The following is a 16,706-nucleotide window of genomic DNA, read 5'->3' as shown; positions in this document are numbered from 1 at the left end:
TTCCAGAATGTGACCATTCTGAAGGCCTTTTGTCGACAATCTGAAACCTGTAAGAATAATAGATTCTTACAGGTTTTAAGTATGGTTTTAGTTAGAAAACACGTTCAGCAAATTGAGCTAGTTTTTCTAAGGATGATTTTTCAACATCAGCGTGTAAAGAGTTGCCGTGCGAGTCCATTGTTACAACAGCTGTGAAGCCTTCAACATTTAAATGCCACATAGCTTCAGGAATACCAAACTCTTGTAAATCAACGCCATCTACACTTTTAATGCAGTCAGCATAGTATTGTGCAGCTCCACCGATAGCATTTAAGTATACGCCACCGTGTTCTTGTAACGCAGCAAGAGTTTTTGGTCCCATACCACCTTTACCGATTACGGCACGGATACCAAACTTTTTCATAATATCGCCTTGGTATGGCTCCTCACGAATTGAAGTTGTTGGGCCAGCAGCTTTTACTGTCCAATTGCCTTCTTCGTCTTTCGCCATAACAGGACCACAGTGGTAAATCACTTGACCATTTAAATCTACTGGTGCATCGTGGCTCATTAAGTGATGGTGAATTGCATCGCGACCAGTGTACATACGACCGTTGATTTTAACAACGTCACCAACTTTAAGCTCACGAATTTGTTCTTCTGAAATAGGAGCAGTAAGTTCAACCACTTTGTTTTCTGATTGTTCTTGTGATTTTGGTTCATCTCGGAAAGTGATTTTTTCACCTTCTTGATAATGCCAATTTGTAACTTCGCCTGTATTTACATCGATGTCGATAGCCATACGACGGTAAGCCCAGCAGTTATAAGCTACAGAAACGTAGAATGAAGCTGGAATACGGTGCATAACGCCAATCTTACAGCCAAGTAACGTTGCTTCACCGCCGAAGCCCATTGTACCAATTCCAAATGTATTCGCTTTCTCAACAATGTATTCTTCAAGTTTTGCTAAGTCTTCATTTGGATTTACGTCGTCAACATGACGGAATAATTGTTCTTTCGCAAGATCATAACCAGAAGAACGGTCTCCGCCAATACCTACACCGATGAAACCAGCAGAACAGCCTTGTCCTTGTGATTGCCATACAGAGTGCAGAATACATTTACGGATACCATCTAAGTCACGACCAGCACGGCCAAGACCTTCTAATTCACAAGGTAAGCTGTATTGAATATTCTTGTTTTCACAGCCGCCGCCTTTAAGAATTAATTTTACTTCAATGTAGTCTTTTTCCCATTGCTCAAACTTCACAACTGGAAGGCCGTCACCCAGGTTATCTCCACTGTTTTTACCAGTTAATGAATCTACAGAGTTTGGACGTAATTTTGCATCTTGTGTTGCTTGTACAACTGCATTTTTAATAGCAGCTTTAATTTCTAGTTGGTTAACCCCAACGGGAGTTTTCACTTTAAATGTTGGTAGACCAGTGTCTTGGCAAATTGGTGAAACATTATCCTCTGCCATTACGATATTATTAGCAATTGTGTCTAGACTCATCGCTGCACGAGTACCAGCATTTTCAGCATCTTTTGCTTTTTTGATAGCACGACGAACATCTTTTGGCAAGTTCGTTGAAGTTTCGCTTACTAAGTCATATAGACTTTTCTCCAGAGTTTGTAAATAAGAAGTTGCAACTTGAGACATGGATATTCCCCCCAGAATATTTTGATTTCCAACACTTATTATACCTTTTTAATTTCACGAAAAAAAGAGTCATAGAAATTTAGCAATAATAATCGAAATTTTAGTGGGAGGAGTAGAAAAAAAGAAATGCCTCCATCATTAAATTGAATGGAGACATCTCTTTTTTTCATTTTACTCTTTTGTAAAATCGTTGCGGTTATTAAATTGGTCCATTTTATCTTCTACATCGTCAAGCATTTGAATCAGTTTATCGATATCTTCAATATCAGCAGTTTCTGGATCGATTGCGTCTAAAACTTCTACAAAAATTTGAAGGCGCTCTTTTAGGTAATTTACTTGTTTATTTTTATCTGTAATAGAGTTCGACATAATTACACCTCTTTCGTCAAAACCATCATAGCGAATTTATAAATAGAGTTCAAATAATATGTGAAAATGCGTTAGCTAGGACAAACGTATTATTTACAGAAATCTTAATTCTGAATATTTACAAAATTTAAAGTACGTGATAAAGTAAATTTATCAAATCGAAGGGAGATGGTCGAAAAAATGATACTCACTCTACAAAAAAGAAGGAGGGAGTTTAAACAAGTTTTCGGCTGTCAAAGAAAGCCGTAATGATGTTTATGCATTTAAATATGGAGGAAATTGAACTGTAAACCCTGGCGTCCAACTGTTGTTGTATGCCAGGGTTTTTAATTTGCGCATATGATAGTACACACTTTCTTATCTGTATAAGTGCAACTAAGATTAATCGCTACAATTCATTTCGATTAGCCTTAGTTTTCTAAGCAAAATATTAAAGCTATTTTAATAATGATATGTTAACATAATACGGTATTATCGAAGTGTATAAGGTTGGAGGACATTTATGTTAGCAGCAAATCACTATGAAAGAAGAAGATTTTGGACTTTGATCATCATTGTGTCGATTTCCGGATTTTCGCAAGGGATGTTATTACCGGTTATATCAGTTATTTTTGAAACTGATGGAGTTTCGTCAACTTTAAATGGATTAAATGCGACGGGATTATACATAGGTACATTATTAATTTCACCATTTATTGAACAGCCTTTAAGAAGGTTCGGATATAAACCAATTATTATTGTTGGGGGAGCTATTGTTTTTCTATCATTATTAATGTTTCCGTTTTGGGAAAATATTATGTTTTGGTTTATTTTACGCTTGCTAATTGGAATAGGAGATCACTGTCTACACTTTTCTACTCAAACCTGGTTAACTACATCTGCACCGGAAGGGAATCTCGGGAAAAGTATGTCCATCTACGGTTTGTCATTTGGCGTAGGGTTTGCAGCAGGACCATTGATGTTAAATTTAGTAGGAATTTCAGAAACACTGCCGTTTGTTGTTTCATCTATACTTTGTTTAATAGCTTGGTCGTTTGTGTTCTTTATTCGTAATGAAAAGCCAGAAGCTTTAAAAGGGGATAACGTGGAAGCGAATGGTCTTTCACGCTATAAATTGTCTTTCAAATACGCCTGGGTCGCTTTCTTGCCGTCCTTTGTTTATGGTGTATTAGAAACATCGTTAAATGCATTATTTCCAGTTTACGCTCTTCGTATGAATTTTGAAAATTCGATGGTTTCCATGATTCTAGCCGCCTTCTCGATAGGGGCAATTATAACTCAAATACCAATTGGAATAATTGGCGATAAAATTGGTAGAAGAAAAGTTATTCTAATCGGGATTTTCAGTGGGGCTGTATTATTTGCGCTAGGAAGCCAGCTGGAGCATTCTCAAATATTAGTTATGTGTATTTTCTTAGTGTCAGGTATGTTCCTCGGTTCATTGTTCTCATTAGGCATTACCTATATGGCAGATTTAACACCAAAACAATTACTGCCTACAGGTAACCTGCTATGTGGAATATTCTTTAGCCTAGGAAGCTTAGCAGGCCCATTCATAGGTGGGCTTTACTTAGAACTAGTAGACTCTATCAGCTTTTTACTGTTTATCTCCATAATGCTATTTATGATATACCTTATCATCCTCTTATTCGGGAAACTAACAATGCCCAAATCCGCACCAAGTGCAGATTAACTAAAAAAGCTTTGCAGGAAAAAAATCTCCTGCAAAGCTTTTATTTTAGGTCAATTATCAGAAATGTTTCCGAATTGTTTGGGTACCTGGTACACAAACAATTTAAGACAATCTATTTCTGTAGTCTTCGTAACCGAATTGGCGTACGACTTTTACGCCTTCTTCTTCGTTGTATAGACAGATGCTTGGCAGGTTTACACCGTTGAACATATGGGTTTTTACCATTGTGTAGTGTGCCATATCTGTAAATACAACTTTGTCTCCAGCTTTTAGAGGTGCATCAAATGAGTAGTCTCCGATTACATCGCCCGCTAGACAAGTCATACCACCCAATCGGTATGTGTATGCCTTGTCATTTGGCGTGCTCGCATCGATAATTTGTGGGCGGTAAGGCATTTCTAGAACATCTGGCATATGACATGTTGCAGAAGTATCTAGAATAGCGATCTCCATACCATTTTTCACAACATCAAGTACAGTTGTTACTAAGTAACCAGTATTTAAAGCGATTGCTTCTCCTGGCTCTAGGATAACTTTTACATCGTACTTATCTTGCATGTAGTTAATCAATGAAACAAGCTTATCTACGTCGTAATCTTCACGAGTGATATGGTGACCACCACCGAAATTGATCCATTTCATTTGATGTAAGTACTCGCCGTATTTTTCTTCAAAGTGAACCAAAATACGTTCCAGTACATCAGAACCTTGCTCACACATTGCATGGAAGTGGATACCTTCTACACCTTCAAGCTCGTCGGGACGGAACGAATCCACAGGAATGCCTAGGCGAGAATTGATGTAGCAAGGGTCATATAAAGGTGTTTCCACTTCTGAATAGCCAGGATTTACACGTAATCCGATAGAAACGTGTTTACCTTCTACACTTTGTACTTTTTCTTTGTACTTGTGTAATTGATCAAAAGAGTTAAACACAATATGATCCACATATTTTAGATACTCATCAATTTCATACTCTGAATAGGCTGGTGCATAAGCATGAACCTCTTTACCGAATTCTTCGTAGCCTAGACGGGCTTCGAATAAAGAACTTGATGTAATACCTTTTAGATAGTTACGCGCCATAGGGAATGTTGAAAACATCGAGAACCCTTTAAGTGCAAGTAAGATATCACAGCCTGTACGATCTTGAACAGACTTTAAAATTTCTAAATTACGTAACAGCAAACGCTCGTCCACTACATAACTAGGAGACGGCGCTGCTTTCCAATCGATAGCTTTCATTTACTTTGCCTCTTTTTCGTCAAAGTTAAGATCGATCAGTTCAGGATTAAAGCTTTCTTGCCATGGAAGACCCCATTTATTTAAAGCTTCCATGAATGGATCTGGATTAAACTCTTCTACATTGTACACGCCTGGTTTTTGCCAAGTGCCATTCATAACAAGCATTGCACCAATCATAGCTGGAACACCTGTAGTGTATGAGATTGCTTGAGAGCCAACTTCACGGTAGCACTCTTCATGATCACAAACGTTATAAACGTAGTAAGTTTTCTCTTCGCCATCTTTAATACCACGAGCGATGATCCCGATATTTGTTTTACCTTTTGTACGTGGTCCAAGTGAAGCTGGGTCCGGTAAAACAGCTTTTAAGAATTGTAGTGGTTGAATCATTTGACCTTCGTATTCGATTGGTTCAATTGAAGTCATCCCAACATTTTCTAATACATTTAAGTGAGTAATATATTTTTGTGAGAATGTCATCCAGAAACGAATTTGCTTAATTCCTGTGATGTTTTTCGCTAAAGATTCTAGTTCTTCATGATAAAGAAGGTACATATCTTTAGGACCAATCTCTGGGAAGTTATAAACTTCTTTATGCTCAAGTGGTGCAGTTTCTACCCACTCGCCGTTTTTCCAGTAACGTCCGTTTGCTGTAATTTCACGAATGTTGATTTCTGGGTTGAAGTTTGTAGCGAAAGGATACCCATGATCACCAGCATTTGCATCTAAAATATCGATGTAATGAATTTCATCGAAGTAATGCTTTAAAGCATATGCAGAGAATACGCCTGTTACACCTGGGTCAAATCCACTACCTAAAAGTGCCGTTAAGCCAGCTTTTTCGAACTTCTCTTTGTAAGCCCATTGCCATTTATATTCAAACTTAGCTGTTTCAGGTGGCTCATAGTTTGCAGTATCAACATAATGCACACCTGTAGCTAAACATGCATCCATAATTGTTAAGTCTTGATATGGTAAAGCTACATTAATTACCACATCTGGTTTAAATCCATTGATTAATTCAATTAGCTCGTCAGTATTATCCGCATCAACTTGCGCAGTATGGATAATCGTTTTTCCACCGTCTAATTTTTCTTTTAAAGCATCACACTTAGATTTTGTTCGACTTGCGATCATAATCTCTTCGAATACTTCTGAATTTTGTACACATTTGTGCACGACAACGCTAGCAACACCGCCAGCACCAATAATCAATGCTTTACCCAATTCTTTATAACCCCCTAAATTTAAGCCTGCATACCTGGTTTCTAACCAGGTGAGGCATGTTAATAAAATACTTGTGCCAAGGCGAAGTAACTCCCCTACATTCTACTGGAAAAACTCGTTCGAACCTAGAGAAACGCACCTGAGCTATCAACTTTAGTCTGAAACTAAAGATGAACAATAAAACAGATTATACAGAAATATTTTTTCTGTAGCAATCATTTTTCGACAAAAAATGTGTTAAATCTAGCAAATGTTTTCCAATGTAAAACACATGAATAAATTTCAATGTATTTAATAAGTAAAGAATTCATATCACTACATAATTTACGTATTCCCATTTGCTTTTAGGGTAAACAAAAATTCAAGAATTATTTGCATATTTTTCGAAAGCTGCTGAAGAATTGGTTTGACTTGCTATAAAGAGGTCGCAAACGAAAATGAAAAGGTACGATCAATCAAAAATAAATTAATTCGCTTTATTTTGTTCTATGCATTATAGAACAATTGTGTTATATTGAATGTAGAACAGATTGTTATAATAAATATAGAACAGATTGGAGGGGTTTAAGTGATCATTCGAATTGAAGCCGAATCGGATATACCAATCTATACCCAACTTACAAACCAAATAATAGAAGGAATTGCTCGAGGAGAAATTGTTTACGGAGATTCGTTACCCTCCGTTAGAGCGTTTGCAGCAGATCTTGGAGTAAATATGCACACTGTTAATAAAAGTTATCATGAGCTTGAAAAAAAGGGGATTATAAAAATTGTTCCTAAATCAGGTGCCATTATTTCTCCCACTGAACAATTGAGCGAAGAAAGAAAACAACAGATTATTAACGAACTGAAACCAGTAATTGCAGAAGCTTTAGTGATAGGTATGAGCAAATTGGAAATGCAGGATTTAGTCAGCGCCGTATTAAAAGAAATGAAAGAAAGGTAAAGGAGGAAGTTAAATGTCATTTTTAGTTTTTTTCATTATTACAATATTTATTGCAGTGATACAGACGGTGATCCCTTATTTAGTTAATCGAACGGTTGTATTTGGTGTTATGATCCCTGAGCAATATATTGAAGATAAAACAATCGAAAAGTATAGAAAACAGTATTCAATGAGTGTGGGAATATTATCAATCATCATTTTAGGATTTTATATTGGCTGGATGCTCAGTGATGAACGACTGGAGAACCAAATTGCGTTAACTGGTGTAATTATTGAGTTTGCGCTAATTTTAATTAGTTTGTCTTTTTATTTGTATTACCATGGAAAAACGAAGCAGCTAAAGCAGCAAAATGAATGGGTTGAAAATCTAAAGCCTATGAAAGTTATGGATTTATCAGTTCGCAAGCAGGATGAAATGTTACCGTGGTATGTGTACCTACTACCGATACTTTCGACTGTTGGTTTGTTGATTTACACATTATTGAACTATGAGCTTCTGCCAGATCAAATTCCTACTCACTGGGGACCAAGTGGAGAAGCAGATGCTTTTACGGACAAAACACACTTTTCAGCAATACAGCTTTCCTTATTGTTATTGACAATGCAATTGATGTTTTTAGGCATCCATGTAGCAACTAAAAAATCAGGCATTAAGCTCAGTGCGACAGCTTTAGAATCATCTCGTAATCGTCAATTAAGTTTAAGAAAATATTCTAGCTGGTTGCTATACATTGTCTTGTTGGGCGTAACGATGTTAATGAGCTATTTCCAGCTCATGACCATTCATCCGGAAGTCGGGGATGGAGGTACGAAAATCGTAATACCATTTGGTTTCTTATTATTAGTATTGATAGGAACACTAATCTTTGCAATAAAAGTAGGACGTTCAGATAAAGTAAGGGAAATTCAAGTTGAAGCACGAATTATGGACATAGATGAGGACAAATATTGGAAGGGTGGAATGTTCTATTTTAATCAAAATGATCCTTCCATTTTTGTTGAGAAGCGATTCGGCGTGGGCTGGACGATCAATTTGGCTAATCCGTTTGGATATGTAATTGTCTTTGTACCACTTATTATTATCATTTTAATCTCTCTTTTATTATAAGAAGTTACTTAATTCTTTTCTAACAACGATCAATAGAGTGATTTTTAGTTTTCATAGAATTTATTGAAAAGGGAACGATTTAGCAAAGGAAAGCAATTAACAAGTTGGAGGGGTAAAAATGAGAGAACTGTTAAATGAAGTTCCTTGGGGTGTAATTGCACCAATATTAGGTATCCAATTACTATTAGTGATTATCGCATTAGTTTTTTGCATTCGCTCAGAAAAAACAAATGGACCTAAATGGATGTGGATTCTAATCATCCTTTTCATCAACATAATTGGACCAGTGCTTTACTTCGTCATTGGGAGGAGAAATGATTAATGGAGCTATTAAACGTAACAGGGTTAGTCAAAAAATATGGGGAAACAAATGCTGTAAAAGGAATTACCTTTAATATAGATGAAGGAAGATGTGTTTCGTTACTAGGAGCAAATGGAGCGGGTAAAACAACGACATTAAAAATGCTTTCCGGATTACTGGAACCGACTTCAGGAAGTATTTATTTCCAAGAGGCTAAACAAAAGGACTTAAGACAATTTATTGGCTACCTGCCTCAATACCCTTCTTTTTTTAATTGGATGACCGGGAAGGAGTTTCTCGTTTTCGCTGCGGAGCTAGCTAAGATTAATCGAAGAGAGGCTGAAAAAAGAAGTGAAGAATTGCTGGAACGTGTAGGCTTAATTGATGCGAAAAAGAGGAAAATAGGCGGGTATTCAGGGGGAATGAAACAACGCCTAGGATTAGCTCAGGCACTTATTCATCGTCCGAAGTTACTTATTTTAGATGAGCCTGTCTCAGCTCTCGATCCACTAGGGCGAAGAGAGGTTCTAGATATGATGCGGGAAATTAAACAGGAAACGACAATTCTCTTTTCCACCCATGTCCTTCACGATGCGCAAGAAATTAGTGATGACATCTTAATTATTAATAATGGGGAGATAGCGATATCTGGGGAATTAGGAACTGTGATGGCGCAGTATCAAAAACCAATCATCCAGATTGAATTTGACTCCGACTCTTCTGAATGGCTAAAAAGCATAGAGAGTTATAGCTTTGTTTCTGAGGTGAAGATACAAGGAAATCTAGCTAGTATCGGTGTAACTGATATGGAAAAAGGAAGACAAACTCTATTACAACAAATTGTAAATCAAGGAGTTCCAATTCGAAAGTTTGAGCTGGCACAAACGACCCTAGAGGATTTATTTATGGAAGTGGTGAATGCATGATGCAATGGGTGGTACTATATCGAAAAGAAATAACGGAAATGATACGTAATTATAAAATTTTATGGATTCCTCTCGTTTTTATTTTACTCGGCGTTATGCAGCCAATTAGTTCTTATTATATGCCGGAAATCTTGGATAATTTTGGTGGGTTGCCTGAAGGTGCAGTAATAGAGATGCCGCTTCCGACAGGAGCAGAAGTATTGATGGGGGTACTTTCTAATTATGGAATGCTTGGTGTCCTCATTCTCGTCCTGAGTGCGATGGGAACTGTTTCTGCAGAAAGACAGAACGGAGTGGCGGGTATGGTCATGAGTAAACCAGTACCGTATTCTTCCTACATTTTATCGAAGTGGGCTGGGTTAGTAAGCATAACATTACTCTCGTTGTTTTTAGGGTATATTGCTTCTTGGTACTATACAAATTTGCTTATTGAATCAGTTGCTGCCGAACAAATTTTTCAAAGCTTTGGTATCTATAGTTTATGGTTGATTTTTGTTGTGACATTGACGTTGTTTTTTAGCACAGTAATGAAAGGGAGCGGCAGTGTTGCCTTCATGACAATCCTCGTTGTCGCTGTTATTTCGACGGTTACTTCAATAATGCAAAATAAGCTGAAGTGGAGCCCGGCGACCTTAACAGGACACACAGGGCATCTGTTGCAATCGGGAGAACTTCAGTCCAGTTTCTTGCCAACGTTTCTTCTAACTGTTGCTTTAATCATCGTAGTTCTCATTTTAACTATACAAATTTTTAAGCATAAAGAGATTCTAGAATAGTATATTTGCCTACATCTCCGAGTGATATGTCCAATAGCTCTCTGGTTTTCTCTAAATAGAAGATGATCTACAATCCCTCACATAAAAGCAGTTCTTCTTCTAATGAAACACGCCCACATTAAAAGGCACCTTCTCCAGCTTCCATAGGAGACAGTGCCTTTTCGTATTTCATTATTTATTCTTTAGTGTTAATTTTGCTACGATTTCAACTCGGGCTGTTTGAGGGAACATATCAACCGGTTGAATGTAGTCAACCTTATAAATTTTCGTTAATTCCTGTAAATCTTTCGCGAATGTAGAGGGATTACAAGAAGTATAAACAAAACGTTTCGGTTTAATTTTCATGACGGTTTTAATAAAACTTGGTGCAAGCCCAGTCCGTGGGGGATCCACAGTTACGACATCTGGAATGAATCCTTCACGTTTCCATTTTGCCAACCAATCTTCTGCAGTACCTGTATAGTAACGTGCGTGCCTGTACCCGTGATTTCGTGCATTTTTCTTTGCATCGTCAACACTTTCAGGAACTACATCCATTCCGCGTACTTCTTTTGCCTCACGAGCTAGCCATAAGCCAATTGTTCCTACACCACAATAAGCATCGACTACCTTTTCTTTACCGGTTAACTCAGCTGCTTTTTTAATTTCGTCATATAAATGAACTGTTTGCTCCGGGTTTAATTGGAAGAAGGCGCGTGATGATAAGTCAAAGGCAAGCTCGCCTAATTTTTCATGAATGGTTTCCTTGCCATGCAGAATGATTGTTTCATCACCGAAAATAAGTGATGTTTTTTCGCGATTAATATTTTGTGTAATGGAAACAATGCTTGGGTCAATTTTTAGCATGCGTTCGATTAATTCATCTTTATGTGGAATGTCTTTTCTTGTCGTTACTAAACAAACTTGAGTTTCTCCAGTTTGCATGGCTGTACGAACCACAATTGTTCTGACTAATCCGTCTAAAGTTTTCCCGTCATAAATTGAGATATTTAGCTTTTGCAATATTTTACGTGTTGCAACTGTTATTTTCGATGTTAATGGATGCTGAACAGTACAGTCATTGATGTTCAACAGTTTGTTTGTTCCTTCAGTATAAAGGCCAGCGTAAACACGTTTTCCTTCTTTACGAACCTGGAAGGAGCTCTTATTGCGGTAATGCCAAGGGTTGTCCATTCCAATCGTTGGTCGAATATCTGTCGTTTCAGCAATAGGTTTCACGTATTTTTCTAGAGATTGTACAACCATATCTCGTTTTTCTTTTAGTTGTCCCTCATATGTTAAATGCTGGAGTTGACACCCACCACACTCGTTATATACAGGGCAGCTTGGTTCTTGTCGCTCTTTAGAAGCTTTTCGTACATTTAAAATGTCTGCTTCTGCAAAACTACGTTGTACCTTGGAAACTCTTACTGTTACTTCTTCACCTGGTAATGCTCCCTTAACAAACACCACATTGCGTTTATAAAAGCCAACACCTTCTCCATTAATCCCTAATCTTTTTATGGTTAAAGGAAATTTCTGTCCAATTTCCATCATCACTTTATCGCTCAAAAGCGTTCACGTCCTTTAATAAGTTCATCTAAACATTATAACGAAGCTGTAACTTAAAGCAAATGGCTAAATATTTCCTAACATATTCGAGTGATTCCTTTTTACTGAAAATAGAGTTATTCGATTGCTTATTGGATATATTTTGCGATTCATGATATCGTTAAAAGCAATTAAATAAAAAATTCCTTCGGGGTCGGGTGAAATTCCCAATCGACGGTGATGAAGCAAAGCTTCTAAGCCCGTGAGCTCTTATGAGCAGGATTTGGTGCAAATCCAAAGCCGACAGTATAGTCTGGATGGGAGAAGGAGTATAAGTGCAAACTTGGTTAACGTTAAGAGTATTTTCGATATTCGCCAAGTTCTATTAGGAAAACCATTAAAATTTGATTTTTTGATGGTCTTATTTGTTATGATTTTTTCCTGTACTTACTCATCCCGTCACCCGAATGACGGGATTTTTTATTTGATGAATGCTTTAAGTAAATATTGTCCTTCGGGGTCGGGTGAAATTCCCAATCGACGGTGATGAAGTAAATGCTTCTAAGCCCGTGAGCTCAGATAATGAGCAGGATTTGGTGTGAGTCCAAAGCCGACAGTATAGTCTGGATGGGAGAAGGATGAATTGTGGCACTTTTTGAAAAGATGATTTCAAAAAGCTTTTTAGCTATGCCATGAATACTCCCAAACTCCTTAGGATTTCTAAGGGGTTTTTATTTTTAAAATTAGAAATGAGGTGAGTAGATGTTTACGGGCATTATTGAAGATCAAGGAAAAGTAACGGCTATTAAAAAAGATGTGAACAGTATGCAAATAACGATTGCAACAAAGAAAATAGTCTCAGATGCACACTTAGGGGACAGCATTGCAGTAAATGGAGTATGTCTAACAATTACACAGTTTAACAATGAAGAAATGACTGTCGATGTAATGCCGGAAACAGTGATGGCAACAACTATCCATGCACTGAAAATAGGGGATTATGTTAATTTAGAGCGTGCGATGAGTGCAAATGGCAGATTTGGAGGACATCTTGTTTCAGGACATGTTGATGGAGTAGGAACCATTAAAAGTAAAAGACCTGTTTCCAATGCTGTCTACATTGAAATTGAAGTGGCAAAGGAATTACTAACAAATTGTATTCCGAAAGGCTCTATTACGATTGATGGAACTAGTCTTACACTTTTTAAAGTTACAGATAGTAATGTAACAATCTCACTCATTCCCCATACTTACGGAGAAACGATTTTGGGACATAAAGGTGTAGGGGAAAGGGTCAATATAGAAACAGACATGCTTGGAAAGTATGTTTTGCATCATTTAAGAAAGACAGAACAAACTTCAAATATCACTATGGAATTTTTAAGACAAAATGGATTCTAAATGGGAGGTGTTTCCACATGCTTAATACAATAGAAGAGGCTTTGCTGGATTTGAAATCAGGGAAGATTGTTATTGTAGTGGATGATGAAAATCGTGAAAATGAAGGAGATTTAGTCGTACTTGCTGAGTATGCAAACCCTGAAAACGTTAACTTTATGGCTACATATGGGCGTGGGTTAATTTGCACTCCGATACAAAAGGAACTTGCAAAAAAATTAGAATTGCCAGCAATGGTTGAAAACAACACAGATAATCATCAAACCGCATTCACAGTGAGCGTAGACCATATTGATACAACAACCGGTATTAGTGCTTACGAGCGATCATTTACAATTCTTCAGATGATTAATGAAAAGGCAACATCAAGTCAATTTAGAAGACCCGGGCATGTCTTTCCATTAGTTGCAAAAGCGGGTGGAGTCCTAGAAAGAAGGGGCCATACCGAAGCGGCAATAGATTTGGCAAAAGCATGCGGAAGTTATCCGGCAGGCGTTATTTGTGAAATTATGGGGGATGACGGAGAAATGTTACGTTTAGATGGTTTAATGAGTTTTGCCATTCAGCATGGCTTAAAACTCATCTCCATTGAAGATTTGGTGCACTATTGTGAAAAACGTAATAACAACAATATTTTAATCAGTGAGTAAAACTCTAAAAATTAAGGATTTCGAAGGGAGCTTATAAAATGGGAAAATTATTTGAAGCAAATTTAATCGGGACAGATTTAAGAATAGGGATTGTGGTTGGTCGTTTTAATAATTTTATTACTTCACAATTAGTTGATGGCGCATTGGATGGTCTAAAAAGACATGGCGTAGCAGAAGGAAATATTGATATTGCTTGGGTACCAGGGGCTTTTGAAGTACCCTTTATCGCAAAACAAATGGTGGAAACAGGGGAGTATGATGCAGTTATTGGACTAGGTACTGTTATTCGTGGCTCAACAACTCACTACGATTATGTGAACAATGAAGCTGCAAAAGGAATTGCAAGTGTATCCTTAAATTCAAATGTACCAGTAATTTTCGGTATCGTAACAACTGAAAACATCGAACAAGCAATCGAAAGAGCAGGAACTAAGGCTGGAAACAAAGGTTATGATTCAGCTGTGTCTGCTATTGAAATGGCTAATTTGAAAAAGATGTTTAATTAATTATAAAGGGATTCTCGTGAAGTACGAGAATCCCTTTACTTTATTGAAGTAGTTGATCCATTACTAAATCATCGAGTGAGCCAAAGGTGTAACCCTCTTTTTTGGCGTCCTTGATGAATTTCGGAAGTGCGTCCGCATTATGCTTAGCAATTGTATGCAGAAGAATTACTGCACCAGGATGCAATTGATTCATTAATTCATCATAAGCATATTCCCAACCTACACTAGAATCAGTATTCCAATCGACAAAAGCAGTATCCCAAAAAATATAGGTATAGCCGTGTTTATTGCCAACATCAAATACTCTCTCAGTAAAAATTCCTTTAGGAGGACGAACGTAATATGTACGTTTTAGTCCGGTTGTTTCTTTTAGTCTCTTATCAAATTTTTGCAACTCGTTAAGTATTTCTTGGTCTGATAATTTTGATAAATCTGGATGGCCATATGTGTGATTTCCGATTATATGTCCTTCGTCAATCATTCTTTTGACTAAGTCACTTGCACTTTCTAAATAGTGACCGGCTAGGAAAAATGTAGCTGGTACCTCTTCTTCTTTTAATGTGTCTAGTATCGCTTTTGTATGTCCATTCTCAAAACCACTATCAAAAGTCAAATAAATTATTTTTTTGTTTGGATCTCCTCTATAAAATGCTCCATTGTTTTTTAAGAGTTCTTCAAAGTTCGCACCAGCATCTACAGGCATCCCATCTTTTGATTTAGTGAAACCCCAATAGTATGCTTGTGCATTTGCGACATCCGGCTTAACTAGATAAAAGGCAATAGCAAAAACAATTGCACACAATGTTAAACCAGAAATGTGATGTTTCCACATAAAGAATTTTAGCCTCCTTTTTGCTTATATTGTGCGAAATCAATTTCTTTATGCTAACCAACGTCAAATATTCTCAAATGAAACAATCTTAAAAAACATGTATACTTGTTGTAGAAGGAGTGTTTGAAATGCAAGTCATATCTAAAATAGGACGACAAAAAAACAATCCAGAACGATATAATATCTATTTAAATGATACATATGCATTTGCAGTGGACGAATCGACACTTATAAAGTTTGGTTTAACCAAAGGAAAAGTTCTAGAACAATTTGATGTCGATGAAATAACCTACGAAGATGAAATTGCCAAAGCCTTCAATCGAGCATTAAATTTTTTAAGCTATCAAATGCGCAGTGAATTCGAAGTGAAAAAGAAGCTACTGGATGCTGGGTTTGGTGAGTCAGTAGTATTAGAGGCGTTAAGAAAACTTGAAAAACTAGGCTTTCTAAATGATGAAAGCTATTCAAAAGCATTATTGGAAACGAAGAAAAAAACGGCAAAAAAAGGGCCAAGAGCCATTAAACAAGATCTAATTAAAAAAGGAATCGATAAGGAAACACAAACTAAAGTACTCGATTCTTTTTCCCATAAAGAACAGCTAACAATTGCTATGGAGCTTGCAGAAAAGGCAATCCGAGCAAATCAAAACAAAACACCCATGCAAGTAAAGCAAAAAATTCAAGATGTACTAATGCGAAAAGGGTATTCTTTTTCCATTACAAACGAAATACTTGACCAAATCAAGCTAGAGCGAGAAGATGATCAGTGGTACGAAATGATTGAGAATCAAGGTGAGAAGCTTTGGAACAAATATGCTTCAAAACTTACTGGTAATGATCTTAAAATGAAAACAAAACAAGCCTTATATCAAAAAGGTTTTCCAATAGAAATAATAGACCGCTTTTTAGATGAGAAGGAGACAGAAGAAAATGACTGAAAAAAGCTATGCAGAAATGACAGAGCAAGAACTAAGAGAGGAAATTGCGAAGCTAAAAGAAAAAGCGAGAAAAGCTGAACAACTTGGCATTGTAAACGAATTTGCTGTATATGAAAGAAAAGCAACAATGGCGGCAGCATATCTAATTGATCCTCAAACAATTGTAAAAGGTGAAATGTATCGAATCGATGGTGCACCAGGAGAGTTTTTCAAAGTAGAATATTTAAAAGGTCGCTTTGCTTGGGGGTATCGTTTAGGTGGAGATCGTTTTGAAGAAGCATTGCCGATTTCAATTCTATTACCAATGAAAGCAGGCAAATAAAATGAATGAAAATCACTCAATAGAAAAATTAACACAGATTCTTGCTGAAAAAAATCCAAACCTTTCTGTCAATAAGGCACGTACTTGGATTGAGCTATTGTGGTCCGATTTTGAATCAACTTATGCAAAAGCTGGCTATGATTACCGTGGGGCAGAATATACAGAAAAAATTATTCTACAATGGATTACGAGCTTCGGCGATAAAATTCATGAATTTGCCGGGAGAAATCCAAAGTACGCACACCTTTTAGATGAAAGTGATGAGAATAAACTTCAATAAATGAGAAGGATTGTAAA

At 36.9% G+C, this 16,706-nt stretch carries 17 protein-coding genes, 1 pseudogene and 2 riboswitches; of the genes and pseudogenes, 12 read left to right on the top strand and 6 right to left on the bottom strand.

Annotated features, from left to right (window positions below):
- Positions 1-91 precede the first annotated feature (91 nt).
- Both C1N55_RS17215 and C1N55_RS17210 read right to left on the bottom strand, forming a co-directional pair.
- The gene (locus C1N55_RS17215; protein WP_137729943.1) at positions 92-1,642 is read right to left on the bottom strand and encodes a fumarate hydratase; all 1,551 of its coding nucleotides are present in this window, start codon (positions 1,640-1,642) and stop codon (positions 92-94) included.
- A gap of 171 nt (positions 1,643-1,813) precedes the next feature.
- Positions 1,814-2,011: an SE1561 family protein gene (locus C1N55_RS17210; RefSeq protein ID WP_137729942.1), complete on the bottom strand. Its 198-nt coding sequence runs from the start codon at positions 2,009-2,011 to the stop codon at positions 1,814-1,816.
- A 502-nt stretch (positions 2,012-2,513) separates the two neighbouring features.
- Here C1N55_RS17210 and C1N55_RS17205 point away from each other — a divergent pair.
- Positions 2,514-3,704, top strand: coding sequence for an MFS transporter (locus C1N55_RS17205; protein ID WP_137729941.1), 1,191 nt, complete (start codon positions 2,514-2,516; stop codon positions 3,702-3,704).
- A gap of 102 nt (positions 3,705-3,806) precedes the next feature.
- Here the strand turns inward: C1N55_RS17205 and nspC are convergent, their stop codons facing one another.
- Both nspC and C1N55_RS17195 read right to left on the bottom strand, forming a co-directional pair.
- Positions 3,807-4,949: a carboxynorspermidine decarboxylase gene (nspC, locus tag C1N55_RS17200; RefSeq protein ID WP_137729940.1), complete on the bottom strand. Its 1,143-nt coding sequence runs from the start codon at positions 4,947-4,949 to the stop codon at positions 3,807-3,809.
- Positions 4,950-6,176, bottom strand: a complete 1,227-nt coding sequence (locus tag C1N55_RS17195) for a saccharopine dehydrogenase family protein (protein WP_137729939.1) — start codon at positions 6,174-6,176, stop codon at positions 4,950-4,952.
- Positions 6,177-6,744: 568 nt separating this feature from the next.
- Between C1N55_RS17195 and C1N55_RS17190 the strand changes: the two genes are divergently transcribed.
- The 5 genes from C1N55_RS17190 to C1N55_RS17170 all read left to right on the top strand — a co-directional run bounded on the left by C1N55_RS17190 (position 6,745) and on the right by C1N55_RS17170 (position 10,233).
- Positions 6,745-7,122 carry a GntR family transcriptional regulator gene (locus C1N55_RS17190; RefSeq protein ID WP_137729938.1) on the top strand — a complete coding sequence of 126 codons (378 nt, stop codon included), beginning with the start codon at positions 6,745-6,747 and terminating at the stop codon, positions 7,120-7,122.
- A 13-nt stretch (positions 7,123-7,135) separates the two neighbouring features.
- On the top strand, positions 7,136-8,230 hold the full coding sequence (locus C1N55_RS17185) for a DUF1648 domain-containing protein (RefSeq protein WP_137729937.1): 1,095 nt from the start codon (positions 7,136-7,138) through the stop codon (positions 8,228-8,230).
- 118 nt (positions 8,231-8,348) lie between these two features.
- Positions 8,349-8,552 (top strand): PLDc N-terminal domain-containing protein, encoded by a 204-nt coding sequence (locus C1N55_RS17180; RefSeq protein ID WP_137729936.1) that lies wholly within the window; start codon positions 8,349-8,351, stop codon positions 8,550-8,552.
- Positions 8,552-9,457, top strand: coding sequence for an ABC transporter ATP-binding protein (locus C1N55_RS17175; protein ID WP_137729935.1), 906 nt, complete (start codon positions 8,552-8,554; stop codon positions 9,455-9,457). The genes C1N55_RS17180 and C1N55_RS17175 overlap by 1 nt, the downstream gene beginning before the upstream one ends.
- On the top strand, positions 9,454-10,233 hold the full coding sequence (locus C1N55_RS17170; RefSeq protein WP_137729934.1) for an ABC transporter permease: 780 nt from the start codon (positions 9,454-9,456) through the stop codon (positions 10,231-10,233). Before C1N55_RS17175 ends, C1N55_RS17170 begins: the two co-directional genes overlap by 4 nt.
- Positions 10,234-10,404: 171 nt before the next feature.
- On the opposite strand, the gene rlmD is transcribed toward C1N55_RS17170, so the two are convergent.
- Positions 10,405-11,766 (bottom strand): 23S rRNA (uracil(1939)-C(5))-methyltransferase RlmD, encoded by a 1,362-nt coding sequence (rlmD, locus tag C1N55_RS17165; RefSeq protein WP_370452625.1) that lies wholly within the window; start codon positions 11,764-11,766, stop codon positions 10,405-10,407.
- A gap of 197 nt (positions 11,767-11,963) precedes the next feature.
- A riboswitch (FMN riboswitch) is annotated at positions 11,964-12,096 on the top strand.
- Between the two features lie 173 nt (positions 12,097-12,269).
- Positions 12,270-12,406, top strand: a riboswitch (FMN riboswitch).
- 119 nt (positions 12,407-12,525) lie between these two features.
- Between rlmD and ribE (C1N55_RS17160) the strand changes: the two genes are divergently transcribed.
- From ribE (C1N55_RS17160) to ribE (C1N55_RS17150), 3 genes and pseudogenes are all read left to right on the top strand, one after another.
- On the top strand, positions 12,526-13,164 hold the full coding sequence (ribE, locus tag C1N55_RS17160) for a riboflavin synthase (protein ID WP_137729932.1): 639 nt from the start codon (positions 12,526-12,528) through the stop codon (positions 13,162-13,164).
- 17 nt (positions 13,165-13,181) lie between these two features.
- A pseudogene (gene ribB / locus C1N55_RS17155) lies at positions 13,182-13,769 on the top strand (3,4-dihydroxy-2-butanone-4-phosphate synthase); the annotation flags it as partial.
- An 80-nt stretch (positions 13,770-13,849) separates the two neighbouring features.
- Positions 13,850-14,317: a 6,7-dimethyl-8-ribityllumazine synthase gene (gene ribE, locus C1N55_RS17150; protein WP_137729930.1), complete on the top strand. Its 468-nt coding sequence runs from the start codon at positions 13,850-13,852 to the stop codon at positions 14,315-14,317.
- Between the two features lie 40 nt (positions 14,318-14,357).
- Here the strand turns inward: ribE (C1N55_RS17150) and C1N55_RS17145 are convergent, their stop codons facing one another.
- Positions 14,358-15,149, bottom strand: a complete 792-nt coding sequence (locus C1N55_RS17145) for a polysaccharide deacetylase family protein (RefSeq protein WP_137729929.1) — start codon at positions 15,147-15,149, stop codon at positions 14,358-14,360.
- 128 nt (positions 15,150-15,277) lie between these two features.
- On the opposite strand from C1N55_RS17145, the gene recX reads away from it, so the two are divergent.
- Genes recX through C1N55_RS17130 form a run of 3 tightly spaced genes read left to right on the top strand, consistent with a single transcriptional unit; the run spans position 15,278 to position 16,689 of the window.
- Complete coding sequence (gene recX, locus C1N55_RS17140) at positions 15,278-16,087, top strand: recombination regulator RecX (protein ID WP_137729928.1); 810 nt, start codon at positions 15,278-15,280, stop codon at positions 16,085-16,087.
- Positions 16,080-16,409, top strand: a complete 330-nt coding sequence (locus tag C1N55_RS17135) for a YfhH family protein (RefSeq protein WP_137729927.1) — start codon at positions 16,080-16,082, stop codon at positions 16,407-16,409. Before recX ends, C1N55_RS17135 begins: the two co-directional genes overlap by 8 nt.
- Before the next feature lies 1 nt (position 16,410).
- Positions 16,411-16,689 (top strand): YfhJ family protein, encoded by a 279-nt coding sequence (locus C1N55_RS17130; protein WP_137729926.1) that lies wholly within the window; start codon positions 16,411-16,413, stop codon positions 16,687-16,689.
- Positions 16,690-16,706 lie beyond the last annotated feature (17 nt).

This window comes from Lysinibacillus sp. SGAir0095 (genome assembly GCF_005491425.1).
GTDB lineage: Bacteria > Bacillota > Bacilli > Bacillales_A > Planococcaceae > Ureibacillus.
The sequence above is the reverse complement of the archived record's forward strand: the minus strand, read 5'-3'. Positions and strand labels throughout refer to the sequence as shown.

Bases quoted from the DNA above. Each gene is read 5' to 3' on its own strand.
- ribE (WP_137729930.1), top strand. From the start codon at position 13,850: ATGGGAAAATTATTTGAAGCAAATTTAATCGGGACAGATTTAAGAATA.
- C1N55_RS17210 (WP_137729942.1), bottom strand. From the start codon at position 2,011: ATGTCGAACTCTATTACAGATAAAAATAAACAAGTAAATTACCTAAAA.
- C1N55_RS17170 (WP_137729934.1), top strand. From the start codon at position 9,454: ATGATGCAATGGGTGGTACTATATCGAAAAGAAATAACGGAAATGATA.
- ribE (WP_137729932.1), top strand. From the start codon at position 12,526: ATGTTTACGGGCATTATTGAAGATCAAGGAAAAGTAACGGCTATTAAA.
- C1N55_RS17130 (WP_137729926.1), top strand. From the start codon at position 16,411: ATGAATGAAAATCACTCAATAGAAAAATTAACACAGATTCTTGCTGAA.
- C1N55_RS17205 (WP_137729941.1), top strand. From the start codon at position 2,514: ATGTTAGCAGCAAATCACTATGAAAGAAGAAGATTTTGGACTTTGATC.
- C1N55_RS17175 (WP_137729935.1), top strand. From the start codon at position 8,552: ATGGAGCTATTAAACGTAACAGGGTTAGTCAAAAAATATGGGGAAACA.
- C1N55_RS17135 (WP_137729927.1), top strand. From the start codon at position 16,080: ATGACTGAAAAAAGCTATGCAGAAATGACAGAGCAAGAACTAAGAGAG.
- C1N55_RS17215 (WP_137729943.1), bottom strand. From the start codon at position 1,642: ATGTCTCAAGTTGCAACTTCTTATTTACAAACTCTGGAGAAAAGTCTA.
- recX (WP_137729928.1), top strand. From the start codon at position 15,278: ATGCAAGTCATATCTAAAATAGGACGACAAAAAAACAATCCAGAACGA.
- C1N55_RS17145 (WP_137729929.1), bottom strand. From the start codon at position 15,149: ATGTGGAAACATCACATTTCTGGTTTAACATTGTGTGCAATTGTTTTT.
- C1N55_RS17180 (WP_137729936.1), top strand. From the start codon at position 8,349: ATGAGAGAACTGTTAAATGAAGTTCCTTGGGGTGTAATTGCACCAATA.
- C1N55_RS17185 (WP_137729937.1), top strand. From the start codon at position 7,136: ATGTCATTTTTAGTTTTTTTCATTATTACAATATTTATTGCAGTGATA.
- nspC (WP_137729940.1), bottom strand. From the start codon at position 4,949: ATGAAAGCTATCGATTGGAAAGCAGCGCCGTCTCCTAGTTATGTAGTG.
- rlmD (WP_370452625.1), bottom strand. From the start codon at position 11,766: ATGGAAATTGGACAGAAATTTCCTTTAACCATAAAAAGATTAGGGATT.